The sequence below is a fragment of the Rhizobium terricola genome (assembly GCF_012927355.1).
GTDB classification, from domain to species: domain Bacteria; phylum Pseudomonadota; class Alphaproteobacteria; order Rhizobiales; family Rhizobiaceae; genus Allorhizobium; species Allorhizobium terricola.
On sequence record NZ_JABBGK010000001.1, the window covers coordinates 1981801 to 1998989 of the forward strand.

Consider the following 17189-nt stretch of genomic DNA (forward strand, 5'->3'; position numbering starts at 1 on the left):
GGCTCAGCCTTCGTCCTTGATCATGTAGCCTGCGCCGCGCACCGTCTTCAGCAGCGGCTTGTCGAAATCCTTCTCGATCTTCGAGCGCAGCCGCGAGACGTGCACGTCGATGACGTTGGTCTGCGGGTCGAAGTGATAGTCCCAGACGTTTTCGAGCAGCATGGTGCGGGTCACCACCTGGCCGGCATTCTTCATCAGGTATTCGAGCAGGCGGAATTCGCGCGGCTGGAGCAGGATCTCCTTGCCGGCGCGGCGGACCTCGTGGGACAGGCGGTCGAGTTCCAGGTCGCCGACCCGGTAGCCCATGTCCTGCTCCGGCTTGCCCTTGCGGCGGCCGAGCACCTCGACCCGGGCCAGAAGCTCGGAAAAGGCATAGGGTTTCGGAAGATAGTCGTCGCCGCCGGCGCGAAGGCCGGTCACGCGGTCGTCGACCTGGCCAAGCGCCGAGAGGATCAGCACCGGCGTCTCGATGCCGCGCTTCCTGAGCTCGCTGATCACCGAAAGGCCATCGCGGCGGGGCAGCATGCGGTCGATGACCATGACGTCATAGGTATTCTCGCTGCCCATGAACAGGCCGCTCTCGCCGTCGCTGGCGTGGTCGGCAACAATGCCGGCTTCCCGGAAAGCCTTGGTGATGTAAGCCGCGGCTTCGAGATCGTCTTCGATGACAAGTATCTTCATGTGGGCGACATTAGCGCCGGCCATGCCCTGCGCACAACCGGAATCGCCCGGCTGCGGCGCGTTGCCCTGCCCGGTATTCATCGTCTCGTCCTTTCCGTCGATCAAAAGAAAAGGGCGCCGCGTCGGCAAAGACGGCGGCGCCCCTCAGAGGTCGTTTCAGGCCGGCGCCGTCAGCCCTGGTTGATCGGCAGTGCCACGAAGCGGCTGCCGCTTTCCGATTCGATCTGGAAGAGCGCCTTGGTGCGGCCGTCCTTCTTCGCCTGATCCAGCACCTTCATGACGTCGGCTGCAGTTGCGACCGCCTGGTTGTTGACCGAGGTGATCTTCTCGCCGGCCTTCAGGCCCTTGTCACCGGCATCGGAGTCCGGATCGACGTCGACGATGGTCAGGCCCTTGCCGTCTTCGGCCGGGGTGACGCTGACGCCGAGATTGGCGAGCGCCTGCTCGGTCGACGGCGCGGTATCGTTCTGGCTGCCGTTCTCGTCGGTGGACGCAGCCGCCTGGTCGTTCGGCAGCTGGCCGAGCTCGACCTTGACGGAGGACGACTTGCCTTCACGCCAGATCGACACGTCGACCGTGGTTCCCGGTGCGAAAGCGGCGATGCGCTTGGCGAGATCGCGCGGATCCTTGATCGGATCGCCGTTGACGGCGGTCACCACGTCACCCTGCTTGATGCCGGCCTTGCCGCCGGGGGAGTCCTGCTGCGGGGCGACGACGAGCGCGCCGCTGGCTTCCGCCAGGCCAAGCGAGTCGGCGATGTCCTTGGTGACCGGCTGGATCTGCACGCCGAGCCAGCCGCGGTTGACGCTGCCGGACTTCATCAGTTCGGCGACGACGCCCTTGGCGACCGAGGCCGGAATGGCGAAGGCGATGCCAACATTGCCGCCCGAGGGCGAGAAGATCGCGGTGTTGATGCCGACCACCTGGCCCGACAGGTTGAAGTCCGGGCCGCCGGAGTTGCCGCGGTTCACGGCGGCGTCGATCTGGATATAGTCGTCATACGGACCGGAGCCGATGTCGCGGCCGCGGGCGGAGATGATACCGGCGGTCACCGTACCGCCGAGGCCGAAGGGGTTACCGACGGCGACGACCCAGTCGCCGACGCGCATGTCCTTGTCCTCGGCAAACTCGACATAGGTGAACTTCTGCTTGGGGTTCTCGATCTTCAGCACGGCGAGGTCGGTGCGGCTGTCCTTGCCGACCAGCTTGGCGTCGAGTTCGGTGCCGTCGTTCAGGACGACCGTGAAGGCGGCGCCGTCATCGACCACGTGGTTGTTGGTGACGATGTAGCCGTCCTCGGAGATGAAGAAGCCGGAGCCCTGCGAGGTCGGGCGCAGCCGGCCCTTGCCGTCGGCATGGCCGCGCGGGCGGCGATCCGGATTGGCGTCGGGGCCATGCTCGCCGTCGGGGCCGGGCATGCCGAATTCCTTGAAGAAACGCTTCAGCGGATGGTCATCCGGCAGGTCCTCGAAACCGCGACCGCCGAAACCGAAGGAGAAGTTGCTCTCGTCGGAGGTCTGCTGGACGGTGGACTGCACACGGACGGAGACGACGGCGGGCGATACCGCCGAGACCACGTCGGCGAAGCTCGGCACCTGGGCTGCTTCGACCTTGACCGCGTCAGCATAAGCGGGGGTGACGACGGCCGGAAGGGCACCCGCCAGCATCACGGCCGCAAGGCCGGCAGCGGTCGAGTTCTTCAGGATCGTCTTGAGCTTGGAGCGACCATTGAGTGTGGACATGAAATCTACCTTCATCTTTTCTTCTGGCTGGAGGCCGGAAAGTCCGGCGGAAGCGGTGGATGATGGAGATATAGGGCGCGTCACCTTACCGCGAACTGTACGGAAGATGAAATCTTTGTAATCTTGGCCGGCGACTTGCCGGCCCGATCAGGCATCACTCGTCGAGGAGCTTTCCGAGGCGTGCCTCTTCCTCCGCCGTCAGCGCCTTCTGCTCCGGGCGGAGCGTGCGCCGCGCATAGCCGAAAGCAACGCCGAGACCGATGACGAAGAGCACGGCAGGTGCGCCCCAGAGGATTGCCGTCTTTGCCGAAAACCGCGGTTTCAGCAGCACGAATTCGCCATAGCGCGAGACGATGTAGTTCATCACCTCCTCGTCGCTGTCGCCCTTGACGATCCGGTCACGGACCAGGAGCCGCAGGTCGCGGGCGAGCTCGGCGTTCGAATCGTCGATCGACTGATTCTGACAGACCATGCAGCGCAGATGCGCCGAAAGATCCCGCGCCCGCTGTTCGAGCTTCGGGTCGGAAAGCCGCTCGCCCGGATCGACCGCCAGGGCCGGAAGGGGGGAGAACACCGACAGTGCCAGCACAAGGGCTATTAGCAAGCGTCGAAAGGGGCTGGCGCGATACCCCCCTCTGTCACTTCGTGACATCTCCCCCTCAAGGGGGGAGATCACCGGAGCACCAACCTCGGCGTCCGTCAAATGGCTGACGGCGCTGTCTGGTCGATCTCCCCCCTTCAGGGGGAGATGCCCGGCAGGGCAGAGGGGGGAGAGCCCCACGCCCGATGGATCACGATCGCTCATTCCGCCGCCTCCAGTGCCGCCGGGACCGTGGCCTTGGCGTGGCGCTTCGGCACGCCCACCCTCAGCCTGCGGTCGGAGAGCGAGACGAAGCCGCCGGCCATCATGATCAGCGCACCATACCAGATGCACAGGATGAAGGGTTTCCACCAGATGCGCACGACGATGCCGCCGTCGTCCATCATGTCGCCGAGCGAGACATAAAGCTGGCTCGTGCCGAAGGTGCGGATGCCGGCCTCGGTGGTGGGCATGCGGCGCGCGGTGTAGAGACGCTTGGACGACCAGACGTCACCCCGGCCGACGCCTCCCTCGCGGATGGTGAAATGGCCGCGATCCTCGGTGAAGTTCGGGCCGGTCGCCGACTTCATGCCGTCGAAGGTGACGCTGTAGCCGCCGGCTTCGACGGTCATCCCCGGCTTCATCTCGACGACGGTTTCCGTCTCGAAGGTGGTGACCGCGACGATGCCGAGCACGGTGACACCGAGGCCGAAATGGGCGAGCGCCGTGCCGATCGCCGAACGCGGCAGGCCGTTCAGGCGGCGAAGCGCCACCGAAGTCGCAACCTTGCGGAAGCCGGCGCGGTACCAGAGGTCGGCGATCGCCCCGAACACCAGGAAGAAGCCGGCGGCAAGGCCGAGCACCGCCATCACCGGTCCGCCATGCTCGACATAAAAGAAGACCAGCGCAACGACGAGCGAGAGCGCCGCGGCGACCAGAAGGCGCTGGCTGGCGGCATAGAGGTCACCACGCTTCCAGGCGAGCATCGGGCCGAAGGGTACGGCGATCAAGAGCGGCGCCATCACCAGCCCGAAGGTCAGGTTGAAGAAGGGGGCGCCGACCGAGATCTTCTCGCCGGTCAGCGTCTCGAGCAGCAGCGGATAGAGGGTGCCGATCAGCACGGTCGCGGTCGCCACCGTCAGGATGAGGTTGTTGAGGACGAGCGCCCCTTCGCGCGAGATCGGATGGAACAGGCCGCCGGCCTTCAGCTTCGGCGCGCGCAGCGCAAAGAGCGAGAAGGCGCCGCCGATGAAGAAGGTGAGGATCGCCAGGATGAAGATGCCGCGGCTCGGATCGCTGGCGAAGGCATGCACCGAGGTCAGAACCCCCGAACGCACCAGGAAGGTGCCGAGCAGCGACAGCGAGAAGGCGAGGATGGCGAGCAGCACGGTCCAGATCTTCAGCGCCTCGCGCTTTTCCATGACCAGTGCGGAATGGAGAAGTGCCGTGCCGGCGAGCCAGGGCATGAAGGAGGCGTTTTCGACCGGGTCCCAGAACCACCAGCCGCCCCAGCCGAGTTCGTAGTAGGCCCAGTAAGAACCCATGGCGATGCCGGCGGTGAGGAAGGTCCAGGCGGTCAGCGTCCATGGCCGGACCCAGCGCGCCCATGCGGCATCGATACGGCCGTCGATCAGGGCGGCGATGGCGAAGGAGAAGCAGACGGAAAAGCCGACATAACCGAGATAGAGCAGCGGCGGATGAATGGCGAGACCGACGTCCTGCAGGACCGGGTTCAGGTCCTTGCCCTCGGCCGGGATCGGAGAGAGGCGGTTGAACGGATTGGAGGTCAGCAGGATGAAGAGCAGGAAGGCGCCGGCGATCCACGACTGCACGGCGAGCGCATTGGCCTTCAGCCGGTCCGGCAGATTGCCGCCGAAGAAGGCGACCAGCGCCGAAAACAGCGTCAGGATCAGCAGCCACAGCATCATCGAGCCTTCGTGGTTGCCCCAGACCGCGGAGAAACGGTAGATCGCCGGCAGCATCGAATGGGAGTTTTCCCACACGTTGGAGACCGAGAAATCGGAGACCATGTAGGCCCAGGCGAGCGCGCCGAAGGAGAAGGCCACGAGGGCGAACTGCGCGACCGTGCCGGAGACCGCTACCGCCATCAGCGCCGCGTCGCCGCGCCGCGCGCCGATCACCGGCACGACGGAAATGATGACCGATGCGGCCAGCGCCAGCACCAGGGCATAATGGCCAAGCTCGATGATCATTGGGTCTTTTCCTCCACCCAGACACCGTCCTTCTTCAGGCGGTCGGCCACTTCCTTCGGCATGTAGTTCTCGTCGTGCTTGGCAAGCACGCTGTCGGCAGCGAACACGTTGCCGCCGGCTTCGAACTTGCCTTCCGTCACGACGCCCTGCCCCTCGCGGAACAGGTCGGGCAGGATGCCGGTATAGGTGACCGGAACGGTTGCCGTGCCGTCGGTGACGGAGAACTTGACCGTCGATCCCTCGCCGCGCACCACCGAGCCTTCGGCGACCAGGCCGCCGAGGCGGATGCGGGTGCCGGGGCCGACGGCGGTCTTTTCCAGATCGGCCGGCATGTAGAAATAGGCGACCGACTGGCCGAAGGCGAACATCACCAGCAGGACGGCGGCGATGATGAAGGCCATGCCGCCGCCGATCACGGCGAGGCGTTTCTGCTTGCGGGTCATTTCAGTGCCTCCTCAACCGGCAGGCCGAGTTCGCGGCCCATGGCGATCAGTTGCTTGCCCTCTTCGCCATCGGCGGGGAAGGCAGCCAGACCCGCCTTCAGCGAGGCCATCGCCTTGTCTTGTTCGTTCAGCATGGCATAGGAGCGCACCAGACGCATCCAGCCTTCGAAATTGTTCGGGTCGGCCTTGAGCTTGGCGTCCAGGCCCTCGACCATGCCGCGGATCATGGCGGTGCGGTCGGTGGCCGTCATGCCGGCTGCGGCCTCGACGTCGGCAGAGGTCGGATTGCCCGGCGCATTGGCATTCGGCGCAATTGGTGCCGGAAGACCGGCAAGCGGCGCACCACCGGCATTGGCGGCAATGTGCTCCTGAACCAGCGTCAGCCACGGTGCATCCGGCGGAGAGGCCTTGGCAAGCGCCTCGAAGGCGGCGAGCGCCTCGGGCTTCTTGCCCGCCTGTTCGAGCGCCAGCGCCAGATAGAACTGCGCGCGCGCATTGCCCGGTTCCAGCCGGATCACTTCCTCGAAGGCCGCACGCGCGTCGTCGGTGACGATGCCGCTATTGCTCGCGACGAGCACCTCGCCGAGGCCGCTCATCCGGCCGGCGCTGGTGCCGAGAATGCGGATCGCGTTGCGATAGGCGAGTTCGGCGTCGCCCAGCCGTGCGCTCTTGAAGTAGATCGGACCGAGCACATCCCATCCCGACCCGTCATTCGGGTTTTCGGCGAGATGGCGTTCCACCTTGGCGACCAGCAGTTCGATATTGTTGCCCGGATTCTCCAGCCGCTCGGCAAGCGGTGCCGCCGGCATCTCGGGATTGCCGACCTTGAGATAAAGGCCGAGCGCGATGACGGGAAGACAGACGACGACGAAGGCCTGGGCGAGGGTGTTGACCCGCCCGGAAGACGAAGCCGAGGTGCCGCCATTCTGCGCGGGACCGGAAACCGCCAACAGACGCCGGCCGATCTCGGCACGCGCGTAACCCGCGTCTTCCTCGGAAATCAGGCCCTCGGCCTTGTCGCGGTCGAGTTCGCGCAACTGATCGCGATAGACGGCCGCCTCACCGAGGTCTTCGACCGGTGCGGACGCCGCACCCCGCATCAGGGGCAGCAGGAGGGCGATGGCAACAGCCACCGTCAGCAAAGCAGATACGATCCAGAACAACATGGTGCCCAATTACTTCAAGCCGAGGCTCGATTCCACAGACAAACGGCGGATGACGCAAAGTTGAGGCGTTTGGCCGCAAGCTGATGTCTAGGGAAGTGGGCGCCGTCAAGCCTTGACTTATGTCAAGGGCGTCCATGTGCCGTTGGTGTTGCGGCAAGCGGCACCCCGCGCCGAGATCTGCCGTCCCTGGTCGTTCAGCTTGTGGGTATACTGGCGGCAGTTCTGCTGGCCGACCTGGTAGGGCGCTGCTGCGACGACCTCGCCGCTGACGCTGTCGCCCTTCCACGCAACCGGCTGGCCGCCTGGGGCTGCCTCAAGTGCGCGATATTCGGCTTCGAGCGCACGCTGAAGTTCGCTGTTCGAGAGTTTTACGCCCGAGCGGGCGACGATGCCGCCCTGCAGGGCCGAAATGTAGAGCGCGGACGGATTGCCCTTGCGGGAGGACAAGACGCCGCCGCGGGTCCCGCCGGTCGTCGTGCAGGCGGAAAGTGCAAATGCGGCAAGCGCGATTGCCGCCGCGCCACGAAAGCGGGATACACCCATTGGACCAGCCCCAATCTCGTTCCCGGAACGATCGATCATTACGTAAGTCCCTCGCTTGCTGCGGCACGCAGATGGCATCTTTATGGCCAGCCTTGTTTTTTCACAACAAAATTGATTACGCAGTGTCCCGCGTCACAGCCGGCAGCACAAGCGTCGCCTTGAGCCCGCCAATCGCCGCACGCGACAGACCGAAGGACCCCTGGTATTCGCTGGAAATCTCCTTGACGATCGACAGGCCGAGACCGGTGCCCGGCTTGCTCTCGTCGAGCCGCTTGCCGCGCTTCAGGGCCTCGCCGATCTGATCGGGCGCAAGACCGGGGCCGTCGTCCTCGACGGATACCTCGACCCAGCCGCGTCGTGCCCCCTCGCCGGTACCCTCGGGGCCTTGGGCGGTCGGCGCCGCGCTCACGACGATCCGCGCCTTGGCGAAACGTGCAGCGTTTTCCAGCAGGTTGCCGACCGTCTCCTCGACATCCTGCTGTTCCATGGCAAATGCGAGCCCGGGGGCGACCTCAAGCACGATATCGATCTGCGGATTGAGGCGGCGCATCACCCGCACCAGCCGTTCAAGTGCCGGCTCCGCGTCGCAGCGCGCCAGGACGGAATCGCGCTGGGCGGCGATGCGGGCGCGGTTGAGATAGGTGGAAACCTGCGCCTGCATGGCCTCGGCCTGGCTGCGCACGACGTCGCCGTGGGTCTTGTCCAGGCCGCGCGCCTCGTTCAGCAGCACGGCAATCGGCGTCTTCAGCGAATGCGCGAGATTTCCGACCTGCATGCGGGCACGCTCGACGATGCGTCGGTTGCTGTCGATCAGCGCGTTGATCTCGTTGGCGAGCGGTTCGATCTCGCGCGGATAGTCGCCGACGATCCGCTCGGCCTCGCCGCCGCGGATCTTTTCCAGCGCCCGGCGCGCCCGGTCGAGCGGCTTCAGGCCGTAGAGAATGGCCAGACCGTTGACCAAGAGCCCACCGAGACCGAACACGGCCAGCGACAGGTAGAGGCGGGTCGAGAAGAAGGACACCTCCTCCTCCACCACTTCGAGATTGCCGGACACCCGGAAGCGGGCGGCGCGGTCGCCGCCGTCGAGCACGACTTCGGTTTCCGCCACGAGAAGGTTGTTACCGACGGAATCGGTCATCGGATAGAAGCGCTCGTAGTGCTCGTCGAAGGGCACTTCCTCGAGGCTCGGGACGGAAAGCTCCGCCATGCCGAGCGAGGTGGAGGCGAGCGGGGCAGCGGCAAAATTGCCGAGCGGCTCGACCAGCCAGTACCAGCCCGTCTCCGGCTGCGAGAAACGCAGGTCCCCGAGTTCCGGGCTTCCCGACAGGCTGTTGCCGTCGCCGATGGAGACCGAGTTGATGACGTTGGAAAGCTGGGCGCGCAACAGGTTGTTGAAGCCGCGCTCGACGCCCTGGCGATAGAGCGTCGAAATGACCACCGCGATCGTGACGAGCGAAAGCGCCGACCACAGCGTGGCCAGCAGAAGCACCCGGACCGTCAGCGATCGGGAGCCGCGGATCATTTCGCGGCTTGCGGCGCTTGGATGCGGTAGCCGAGGCCGCGCACGGTCTCGATCATGTCGATGCCGATCTTCTTGCGCAGCCGGCCGACGAAGACCTCGATGGTGTTGGAGTCACGGTCGAAGTCCTGGTCGTAGAGATGCTCGACCAGCTCGGTGCGCGAGACCACCTCGCCCATGTGATGCATGAGATAGGACAGGAGCCGGTATTCGTGGGAGGTCAGCTTCAACGCCTTGCCGTCGACGGTCGCCTTCGAGCTCTTGGTGTCGAGCCGGACCGGGCCGCAGACGATCTCGGAGGAGGCATGTCCCGCCGCGCGGCGGATGAGAGCCCGGATGCGAGCCAGCACTTCCTCGAGATGGAAGGGTTTTGCCACATAGTCGTCGGCGCCCGCGTCGATACCGGCGACCTTGTCGCTCCACCGGTCGCGGGCGGTCAGCAGGAGCACCGGCATGACGCGGCCGGCGCCGCGCCATTTTTCCAGCACGGTGATGCCGTCCATTTCCGGCAGGCCGATATCGAGGATCACGGCATCATAGGGCTCGGTGTCGCCGAGAAAATGGCCTTCCTCGCCGTCGAACGCCTTGTCGACCACATAGCCCGCTTCCTGCAGGGCCTCGACAAGCTGCCGGTTGAGGTTGACATCGTCCTCGACGACCAGAATCCGCATATAGTCCGTTCCTTGTTGAGTTCAGGTCCCCGCCGCACCGATGGGAGGCAGGAGATCAGTTGGAAACCCGCATCGTGACCTTGCGCGGGCGCTCGTTGCCGTTGCCGGGGATCAGCACCGTGACGACACATTCGCTGCCCGACCGGCGGACCGAGAGCAACTGGCCGCCGACCTCCTCGACCGCGCGATAGGCGGCGCTGCGGCAGTCGACTGCATCCGCTGCCTGACCGTTTGCGTCCTGGGACTGCACCGGCACGAGCAGCGGATTCATGGCATCGCCGAGGGTGTCCGGCATGGACGAGGCCGCCATACCGGCCGCCAGACCTGCGATGATCATGATTGATGCCATTGCTTCTTCTTCCGCACGACTTGAACTCTTGTCTCTCTATCTATCGCATGCCTTCTGAATGGCAAATGAATGCCGCCGTCAACTGCGCCGGTTACCGAGATCGATCGGCCGCGTCGCCGTGACGCGCCCGTAGACCGCCAGAATCCCCCCGGCGGCACCCGCAAGCGCCGCGAGAGCATCGGCGAGGTCGCCCTGTTCGGCAAGGCCGAATTCCAGCCCGAAGTGTTTCAAAAGCGGCGCGCCGGCAGCAATCAGCGCTCCCCATACGGTCTTTGACTGGTACCACGGCTTGATGTCGAGCATTTCTGTCTCCTTTCACCGAATGTTGATGGAAATGAACCTGTGCGGGCCCCGTGCGCTGCGCCCGTGGGTACGGACCCGAATCTGCGTGAGGGATTGCCTGTCACCTGGGCCTCTCGCGCTGAAGTCCCTCCGGCCCGTCGCCCTTCCCCCTGCCCCCGCCCGGATGCCCCTCACCCTGACCCTCTCCCCGCAAGCGGGGAGAGGGGACAGCCGCGGCGGTGCCACACGTGACCTTCTCCCCGTTTACGGGGAGAAGGTGCCGGCAGGCGGATGAGGGGCAGCCCCAGCTCAGATGGCCAAGGCCAGCATGCGAAATTGGAACGTCGCGTGCGCACCACAACGCCCCGCCCTCACCCGAGGACCAGGTCCGCCTCTGCGGCAATCCCTTGTGCCAGCCGGCCCAGTTGGCGCACCCGCACCCGGATCACGCCCTGAACAGCGCCGAAATCGGCAAGCTCGTCGGCAGCCGAATAGGAAAGCCGCGGCTCGCCGGTTTCCACCGCACGCAGCACCTCGGCCCCGTCGAGAATCTCGACGCGATAGGCCTCCGCCGCCTCGTCGAGCGGCACGTCGAGCCCCTGCCAGGTGTAGGCATCGACGCGCGAGCGCCGGATCCAGCTCAAATCGATGGCACCCGCCGCCGTGCGCCGCGCCTTCAGGTGGACCGGCGACAAGGGTGTTTCGGCCCTCAGGCCACCGGCGAATGTCCCGAGCGAGACGGGTGCGGCGATGCCCGCGAGCGGTTCGGCAGAATAGTCGAGCGGCAGCCCGGCCTCCTCGCCCGTCAGCCCGAGCGGACGGACCGCCGCGTCGAGCAGGACGGCAACCGCGCCGGTGTCGGCCCCGGCCGCCGTCGCGTCCTCGCTGCCGGCCAGCCCGCGCAGGAGCGTCGAGAGCCGCCAGCGGCCGGCGGCGATCTCGACGGCATCGGCAAAGCCGATCACCTCCCAGCCTCCATTCGCCGAGACCACCGCCAGGCGATTGGCGCCGTTCAGCACCGAAAGACGGTCGGCCGAGGAGAGCCCGCCGAAGAAGAGATCGAGCTCGATCGACCGGGCCGCATCGAACCGGCCGGAAACGCCGCCGGCAAGAGGTTCCGTCAGGCGGCCGATCGTTGCCGGACGGTCGAGCACGGTCCGCGTCCGGGCGCTGTCCGCGGTGACTGCGGACGAAATCGTCATCCGCCGCCAGGGTCGCACCAGTCCGGCGACGCAGGCAAAGTCGGTGGCCGCGCCGGACGAATGACGCGGCAGGTCCATCAGCACGACGAGCGGATCGAAACCGGCGGATGCCGGATTGTCCGGGGTCCGTCCCGAACCGGTCGTAACCGGGGTCGTCGACACGGCTGCCGCCACTTCGCGCAGCGACAACCGCCGTGCGACACCATCCTCGATCTCGCCGACGAGAAAGCGCCCCTCCGGCCCCTCGCCCAGCCCGACCTCGCCCAACCTGATCACGTCGCCGGGCTGGATGCCGAGTTCGCCCGGCCCGAGCGCAAATTCGAGCCGCCGCCGGGCGACGCGGTGGTCGCGCAACATGCCTTCGGCCGCCGAAAGCGCCGTCTCCTCCGACAGCACGGCGGGCAGGTCGCGGGCAAGCTGGCGACGGGTGGCTGCCCCGACGCGCCGCGAGCGGGCGCTCGCCTCGCCATAGTCGGTAGCCGGATCGAAATAGCCGAGCGAGGCCTCCGCCGAAAAGTCGCTGTCATGGCCGCGCGTCTCGCGCCACAGCGGCTCGTCCTCGAGATCCGCCAGCACGTCGATATGAAGCGCCGGCAGGCTCGCGGCGCCCCGGGACCGAAACTTGAGGCGCGCGCCGTCCTCGACGACATCGACCAGGAAGGCTTCCGCCAAGGGCTCGATCAGGCTGCGGGCCGAGGCGAGGTCGCCCTGCACATAACCGGTGAGATCACCGCTGACCTCCGAGACGTCGACATCGTCGAATCCGTGATCCTTCAGCACCGCGGCGATCACGTCGGCGACTGTTCCCGTCCCGAGCCGCCCGTTCAGCCAGTGTCCGGTCCGCCAGTTTCCGCCGTCCGACCAGAGCCCGAGATCGGCGGGAAAGGCGGGCTGGGGCCGCGCATCCCAGGTCCAGACAAAGATATGGTCCGGATCGACCATGCCGGCCGGCGCCGGCCCGTCCTGCCAATGTCCAAGATGCGCTTCCAGGAAACGCCGCTGCAGGCTGTCGGAGCGCGTCCCGTGCGAAAAGTACGGCCAGGCGCTTTCAGCCGATTTCGGGTCGGCAAACACGTTCGGCTGGTTCGCCCCCCTGTCGACCGCCGGGCAGCCGAGTTCGGTGAACCACACCGGCTTCATCCGCGGGTTCCAGGCGGTCGGGGTCGCCTGCTCGGCGCCGCCGACGCGGTCGAAATGTCGATTGTCCCACCAGGCCTCGATGTCCTTGAAACGGAACACCCAGGGCTTGCCCGTCAGACCGTCGGTGATCGGCTTTCGCGTCCGGGCCACACGGTCCGCCTCGCTTGCGTAATACCAGTCGAACCCCTCGCCGGCCGTGATCTGCGCGGCCATGGCTTCCTTGTCGTCGGCAAGGCGAAAGCCGTCCGGACTGGCGCTCTCCAGATCCGCGTCGCGCCAGTCGGCGAGCGGCATGTAGTTGTCGATCCCCACGGCATCGATCGCCGGATGGGCCCAGAGCGCATCGAGATGGAAGAACACGTCCCCCGTTCCGTCGGCCGGGTGATGGCCGAAATATTCGCTCCAGTCGGCGCCGTAGGTGATCTTCGTTCCCGCTCCGAGAATGGCGCGCACGTCGGCGGCAAGCTCTGCGAGCGCCAGCACGAAGGGAAAGCCGCCTGCGGCGTCCCTCAGCGTCGTCAGGCCCCGCAGTTCCGAGCCGATCAGGAAGCCGTCGACGCCGCCGGCGGCTTTTGCCAGCAGGGCATAATGCAGCACCATGCGGCGATAGCCCTCGCCTGCCCCGTGATAGGAAACGTTCGTGCCCGAGACGTCGAAATCGCCCGCATCGGCACTCCCGCAGAAACCGGTGATCACGTCGGAAATCGCAGCGCTCCTGTCCGGGGAGCCCGGCTGCCCCGGCGCCGGATGGCAGGTGATCCGGCCGCGCCACGGATAGGCCGCCTGTTCGGCGCCGCCATAGGGATCGGCGAGCCCGTTGCCGGCCGGGATGTCCATCATGAGGAAGGGATAGAGCGTCACCTTCAGCCCACGCGCCTTGAGGTCGACGATCGCCTCGACGACGCTTGCGTCGTCCGGCGTTCCTCCGAAGGCTGGGCCTCCGTCGTGGCGGCTGACCAGATGTGCGGCGTCGCGCGTCACGCCCGATACCCGCCACGGCCGACTTTCGCGATCGCGCGCATCGGCCTCCACGCCCGGCACGACCCGGCAGTCTCCGGCCCTCAGGTCGGTGCCGAACCAGCTGACGACCAGCGCCACGTTTTCGAGATTGGGGCAAAGCGCCTGCAGCTCGTCGATCGACGCCCGCCAGTCGGTGTGGGCGGTCAGCGTGTTGCGGTTCAGGATACGCGACTGTCCCTCGCCTGTCCGCTCTCTCACCTGCGTCGTCGCATAGCCGTGCTCGGTCGCGCCCGGAATAACGGTGACCGCCCTGACCATCTGCTCCAGCGCACCGACCGGCCTGATCACCTCGAACTGCAGCAGCGGAATGCGGTTGCCGAAACCGTCGAGCGGCAGATGTTCGAACACCACATAGGCGAGCCCGCGATAGGCCGGGGCATTGCCCGTGCCCTGCTTCGCCTCGATCAGCGGATCGGGAGCCTGGGTCTCGCTGCCGGGATAGAAGCGCATCTCGACCCCGGTCAGGTCGATCTCCTGACCGTCGGCCCATACGCGCCGGACGGCCGCGACCTCACCCTCGCAGAGCCCGAGCGCGAGATTGGCGTAATAGCGATAGGTTCTTGTCCGCTGGCCGGCCGCCTTGCCGCCGCTGCGCTCTGTCGTCACCTCCTCCTCGAAGCGCGTGGCCCAGATCAGCGTACCGCCGAGACGCGCCGTGCCGTAGAGACGCGGGACCGCCGCACCCTCGGCCGCTCCCGGCAGTCGCGCGGTGGCAAGTCGGGCACCGGTCACCGTCGTTCCGCCGATCAGCGCCCGGTCGACCATGTTGCCGGCGAGCGCGCCCGCGGCCCTCCCGATCACCGCGCCGATCGGCCCGAACGCCGAACCGAGCGCCGCCCCGGCTGCCTGAAAGAGGATTGTCGCCATAAGAGCCCCTCACGCAGCCATCTGGATGCGCGCATAGATTGTGATAGATTGGAAAAGTTCGCGAGCAGAAGCAGCAGGCGCCGCGCCAGCCGGCGCGTCGGCGAAGACGGGCTCCGCCGACCTCGGCAAAGGCCTTGCTCTCGAACATGGAGGTGGTGCTATGCGGCTCTTGCCAACTGGCATTACGCTGATCTTGAGGATAACCCGGACGGGCTGGTCAATGACCGTCCGGGTCGTCTTCAAAGGCTAGCAAACGGTGGGCGAGGTAGCCGCCTCGCTCACCACTCCATCACCATACGCCAACAACCGCCGGTTTTCAAGGAATCCCGGGAAAGCGGTAGATGCCGGCGATCCGCCTGCGCCAGGACGGCACCAGCGCCGAACGGATCACGGCCGCCTGCTCGTAGGCGTGGATGAAGGTTTCCGGCGACACGAGGATGCCGGCATGCTTGGCGGCAAACTGCGGGCGAAACCGGAAGATCAGCAGATCGCCCGGCCGCGCCTCGTCCATGCCGGCCACCGGACTGCAATGGTGCGCCGCCGCCTCGATCAGCCGCTCCCGCCCGCCCCGCTCCGCCCAGTCCGGCGCATAGGGTGCAACCGCTTCGGGTTCGCTCCCGTAGATCTCGCGCCAGATCCCGCGCACCAGCCCGAGACAGTCGCATCCGACACCCTTCACCGCGCCCTGATGGCGGTAGGGCGTGCCGATCCACTCTTCGGCAACCGCCACCACCCATTCACCGATCCCGGTCATGGAACTCTCCGTCAGATGTCAAAGAAATGCCCCTCACCCTGACCCTCTCCCCGTAAACGGGGCGAGGGGACGGCCACGGCGGTGCCGCTTGTCCCTTCTCCCCGTCAGAACGGGGGTGAGGAATGGTTGGCGCAGCCGACGAAACGATCCGGTGAATCGTTTCGAATGACGAACGCCCTGAGCTCGGGCGAAGGGCCGGTGGTGCCGGCAGGCGGATGAGGGGCCGTTTGGAGAGATAGATGGGCAAGGCAGACCGTAGCCGTCCCCTACCCTGTTCACGGGAGTGCGAAGGAAAGGTCGAGACACGCGGATCGATTCCGGTCAGGCCAGAGCGAGGGGCGATCCGCCGCACTCCTCCCCCTCACTCAAACAACACGCTCCCGTCATGGGTGCTCTCGCCCTTCACGTAGGAATAGGCGAAGTCGCTGCCCGGCATGTGCGGGAAGCCGCGGAAATTTGCGGCATTGGCAAAACGATCCCGGCAGGTCGAAAAGGCCTTGTCGCAACCAACCGTGACCGTCACGGCATCGCCGGCCGCCGGCAGGCTCTCTAGCGGCAGCCAGAGCGACAGCCGGGTGCCCTCGCCCACCGCCGCATTGCCGTCGATCTCGACCGTCAGGCCATGGTTCACGCCGGTCTCGAACCGCAGCGTGCCCAACCGGAAATGCCCGTCGGCAAAACCGTCGAGCCCTGCCACCACGATCCGGTCGCGCCCTTCGACGGCAACGACCGTGGCGCCGGCCCGGCGACCTGCCTCGGCGAGATCGACCTTGCAGCGGCCGTCGCCGAGATCGGCGTCGCAGCGCCGGCCATAGAGCCTTCCCTGTTCCTGGGACAGCCGGTGGGCGAAACTTCTCAGTTCGGCGGTGAAGGCCTTGCCTGCCCGCGACACCTCGCCGATCTCCTGTACCTTCAAGAGCAGATGCGCCGCCTCCGGCGCCTGCCAGTTGACGGTGAACACCTCGACGCGCGCGCCGTCGTAACGCCCGGCGGCGAGATCCGCCTCGCCGATCGCGACGCTGGAAAAGGCGCCGCTCACCTCCGCGCCCGGCGCCGAAAGGCCTGCCGCTTCCCGCGCCTCGGTTCCGGAAAAGCCGCTCGCGGCGAGGAAGGTCGTGCCGTCGAAGGACAAGTCGCGGTCGTGTTCGGTGAAGCCGAGGATCACGCCGTCGCGCCGCGTGACGCGCCAGGCGCGGCAGAGCGTGGTCGCATCGCCTTCAAGATGTGCGGCGAGTGCCGCCGGTATCTCTCTCACGGCATAATCTCCGTCAGCGGTATGGTCGGAATGCGCCCGGCCCGGAAAGCCTCGATGTTGACCTCGATGCGATCGGTGTCGAACCGCACCGGCACGTCGAATTCGAAGCCGGCCTGCACCAGCGCACCAGTCGACGGAATATATTCCTCATCGATCGCGACAAGCCCGGTCGCCGGATCGCAGGCGAAGCCCGCGATCGGCAGCGCCGCGCCGTCGATCGCGACCCTCACCGTGCCGGCCACCGGTTTCGAGATGTCGCGACGCCATTCGCCGCCCGCGTCCCCATAGGTCTTGGCGAGCCGGAATTCCGACGTCTCCCCGTCACCGGTTCCGATCACCTGGTCGAACGGGGAGATCGCCTGCCCCGGGCCGCAGGAGCGTGCGTCGAGCGGATCGCGGAAGCGAAACCCATTGAGTGCACCGCCCCGCGCCTCGAAGAAGGCAACGACGGCATAGAGGTCATCGAGCGAACGCAGGCCGGAGCCTGCGTCATAAACGCGCCGCGAATTGCGCCAGCGCGCATTGCGCGCCTCGCGGCCATTGGTGAGATCGACGATGTCGGTGCGCCGCAGCGGTCCGCCGCTGGTCGCCAGCGACAGCCGCAACGGAAAGCGCACCTCGTGAAAACCGGCGGCCATGGCAGGGTTTCCTTATTCTGAGGGATGAAGGGAACGCGGCAAGCACGCCCGGCGAGAGCAAGGCCGGCAAACGTGTGAAGCGGTCTTCCGTTTGGAATTGGACAGAAACAAAGAGGCGGAGCGT

Annotated in this window: 15 protein-coding genes; all 15 read right to left on the reverse strand. The window is 66.5% G+C overall.

Annotation, left to right across the window (positions count from 1 at the left end; genetic code table 11):
* Nucleotides 1–3: 3 nt before the first annotated feature.
* Entirely contained in the window at nt 4–705 is a 702-nt protein-coding gene (locus HHL25_RS09495) for a response regulator transcription factor (protein WP_315853052.1), read from the reverse strand.
* A gap of 146 nt (nt 706–851) precedes the next feature.
* Complete coding sequence (locus tag HHL25_RS09500) at nt 852–2423, reverse strand: Do family serine endopeptidase (RefSeq protein ID WP_169589422.1); 1572 nt, start codon at nt 2421–2423, stop codon at nt 852–854.
* A gap of 154 nt (nt 2424–2577) precedes the next feature.
* A complete protein-coding gene (locus HHL25_RS09505) occupies nt 2578–3075 on the reverse strand; it encodes a cytochrome c-type biogenesis protein (RefSeq protein WP_169589424.1) in 498 nt (165 codons plus the stop codon).
* A 149-nt stretch (nt 3076–3224) separates the two neighbouring features.
* On the reverse strand, nt 3225–5216 hold the full coding sequence (locus tag HHL25_RS09510; protein ID WP_169589426.1) for a heme lyase CcmF/NrfE family subunit: 1992 nt from the start codon (nt 5214–5216) through the stop codon (nt 3225–3227).
* Nucleotides 5213–5659: a cytochrome c maturation protein CcmE gene (gene ccmE, locus HHL25_RS09515; protein WP_169589428.1), complete on the reverse strand. Its 447-nt coding sequence runs from the start codon at nt 5657–5659 to the stop codon at nt 5213–5215. Before ccmE ends, HHL25_RS09510 begins: the two co-directional genes overlap by 4 nt.
* Complete coding sequence (gene ccmI / locus HHL25_RS09520) at nt 5656–6825, reverse strand: c-type cytochrome biogenesis protein CcmI (RefSeq protein ID WP_169589430.1); 1170 nt, start codon at nt 6823–6825, stop codon at nt 5656–5658. Before ccmI ends, ccmE begins: the two co-directional genes overlap by 4 nt.
* A gap of 117 nt (nt 6826–6942) precedes the next feature.
* Nucleotides 6943–7368, reverse strand: coding sequence for a hypothetical protein (locus HHL25_RS09525; RefSeq protein ID WP_169589432.1), 426 nt, complete (start codon nt 7366–7368; stop codon nt 6943–6945).
* Nucleotides 7369–7483: 115 nt separating this feature from the next.
* The gene (locus tag HHL25_RS09530) at nt 7484–8890 is read right to left on the reverse strand and encodes a sensor histidine kinase (RefSeq protein WP_169589435.1); all 1407 of its coding nucleotides are present in this window, start codon (nt 8888–8890) and stop codon (nt 7484–7486) included.
* Complete coding sequence (locus tag HHL25_RS09535) at nt 8887–9558, reverse strand: response regulator transcription factor (RefSeq protein ID WP_169589437.1); 672 nt, start codon at nt 9556–9558, stop codon at nt 8887–8889. The genes HHL25_RS09530 and HHL25_RS09535 overlap by 4 nt, the downstream gene beginning before the upstream one ends.
* 55 nt (nt 9559–9613) lie before the next feature.
* The gene (locus HHL25_RS09540; protein ID WP_169589439.1) at nt 9614–9907 is read right to left on the reverse strand and encodes a hypothetical protein; all 294 of its coding nucleotides are present in this window, start codon (nt 9905–9907) and stop codon (nt 9614–9616) included.
* Nucleotides 9908–9985: 78 nt separating this feature from the next.
* A complete protein-coding gene (locus tag HHL25_RS09545) occupies nt 9986–10210 on the reverse strand; it encodes a hypothetical protein (protein ID WP_169589441.1) in 225 nt (74 codons plus the stop codon).
* 350 nt (nt 10211–10560) lie between these two features.
* Nucleotides 10561–14418, reverse strand: a complete 3858-nt coding sequence (locus HHL25_RS09550; protein ID WP_169589443.1) for a baseplate multidomain protein megatron — start codon at nt 14416–14418, stop codon at nt 10561–10563.
* Between the two features lie 316 nt (nt 14419–14734).
* Nucleotides 14735–15172 (reverse strand): NlpC/P60 family protein, encoded by a 438-nt coding sequence (locus tag HHL25_RS09555; RefSeq protein WP_169589445.1) that lies wholly within the window; start codon nt 15170–15172, stop codon nt 14735–14737.
* 361 nt (nt 15173–15533) lie between these two features.
* On the reverse strand, nt 15534–16427 hold the full coding sequence (locus tag HHL25_RS09560; RefSeq protein WP_169589447.1) for a DUF2163 domain-containing protein: 894 nt from the start codon (nt 16425–16427) through the stop codon (nt 15534–15536).
* Complete coding sequence (locus HHL25_RS09565) at nt 16424–17065, reverse strand: DUF2460 domain-containing protein (RefSeq protein WP_169589449.1); 642 nt, start codon at nt 17063–17065, stop codon at nt 16424–16426. The genes HHL25_RS09560 and HHL25_RS09565 overlap by 4 nt, the downstream gene beginning before the upstream one ends.
* Nucleotides 17066–17189: the final 124 nt, after the last annotated feature.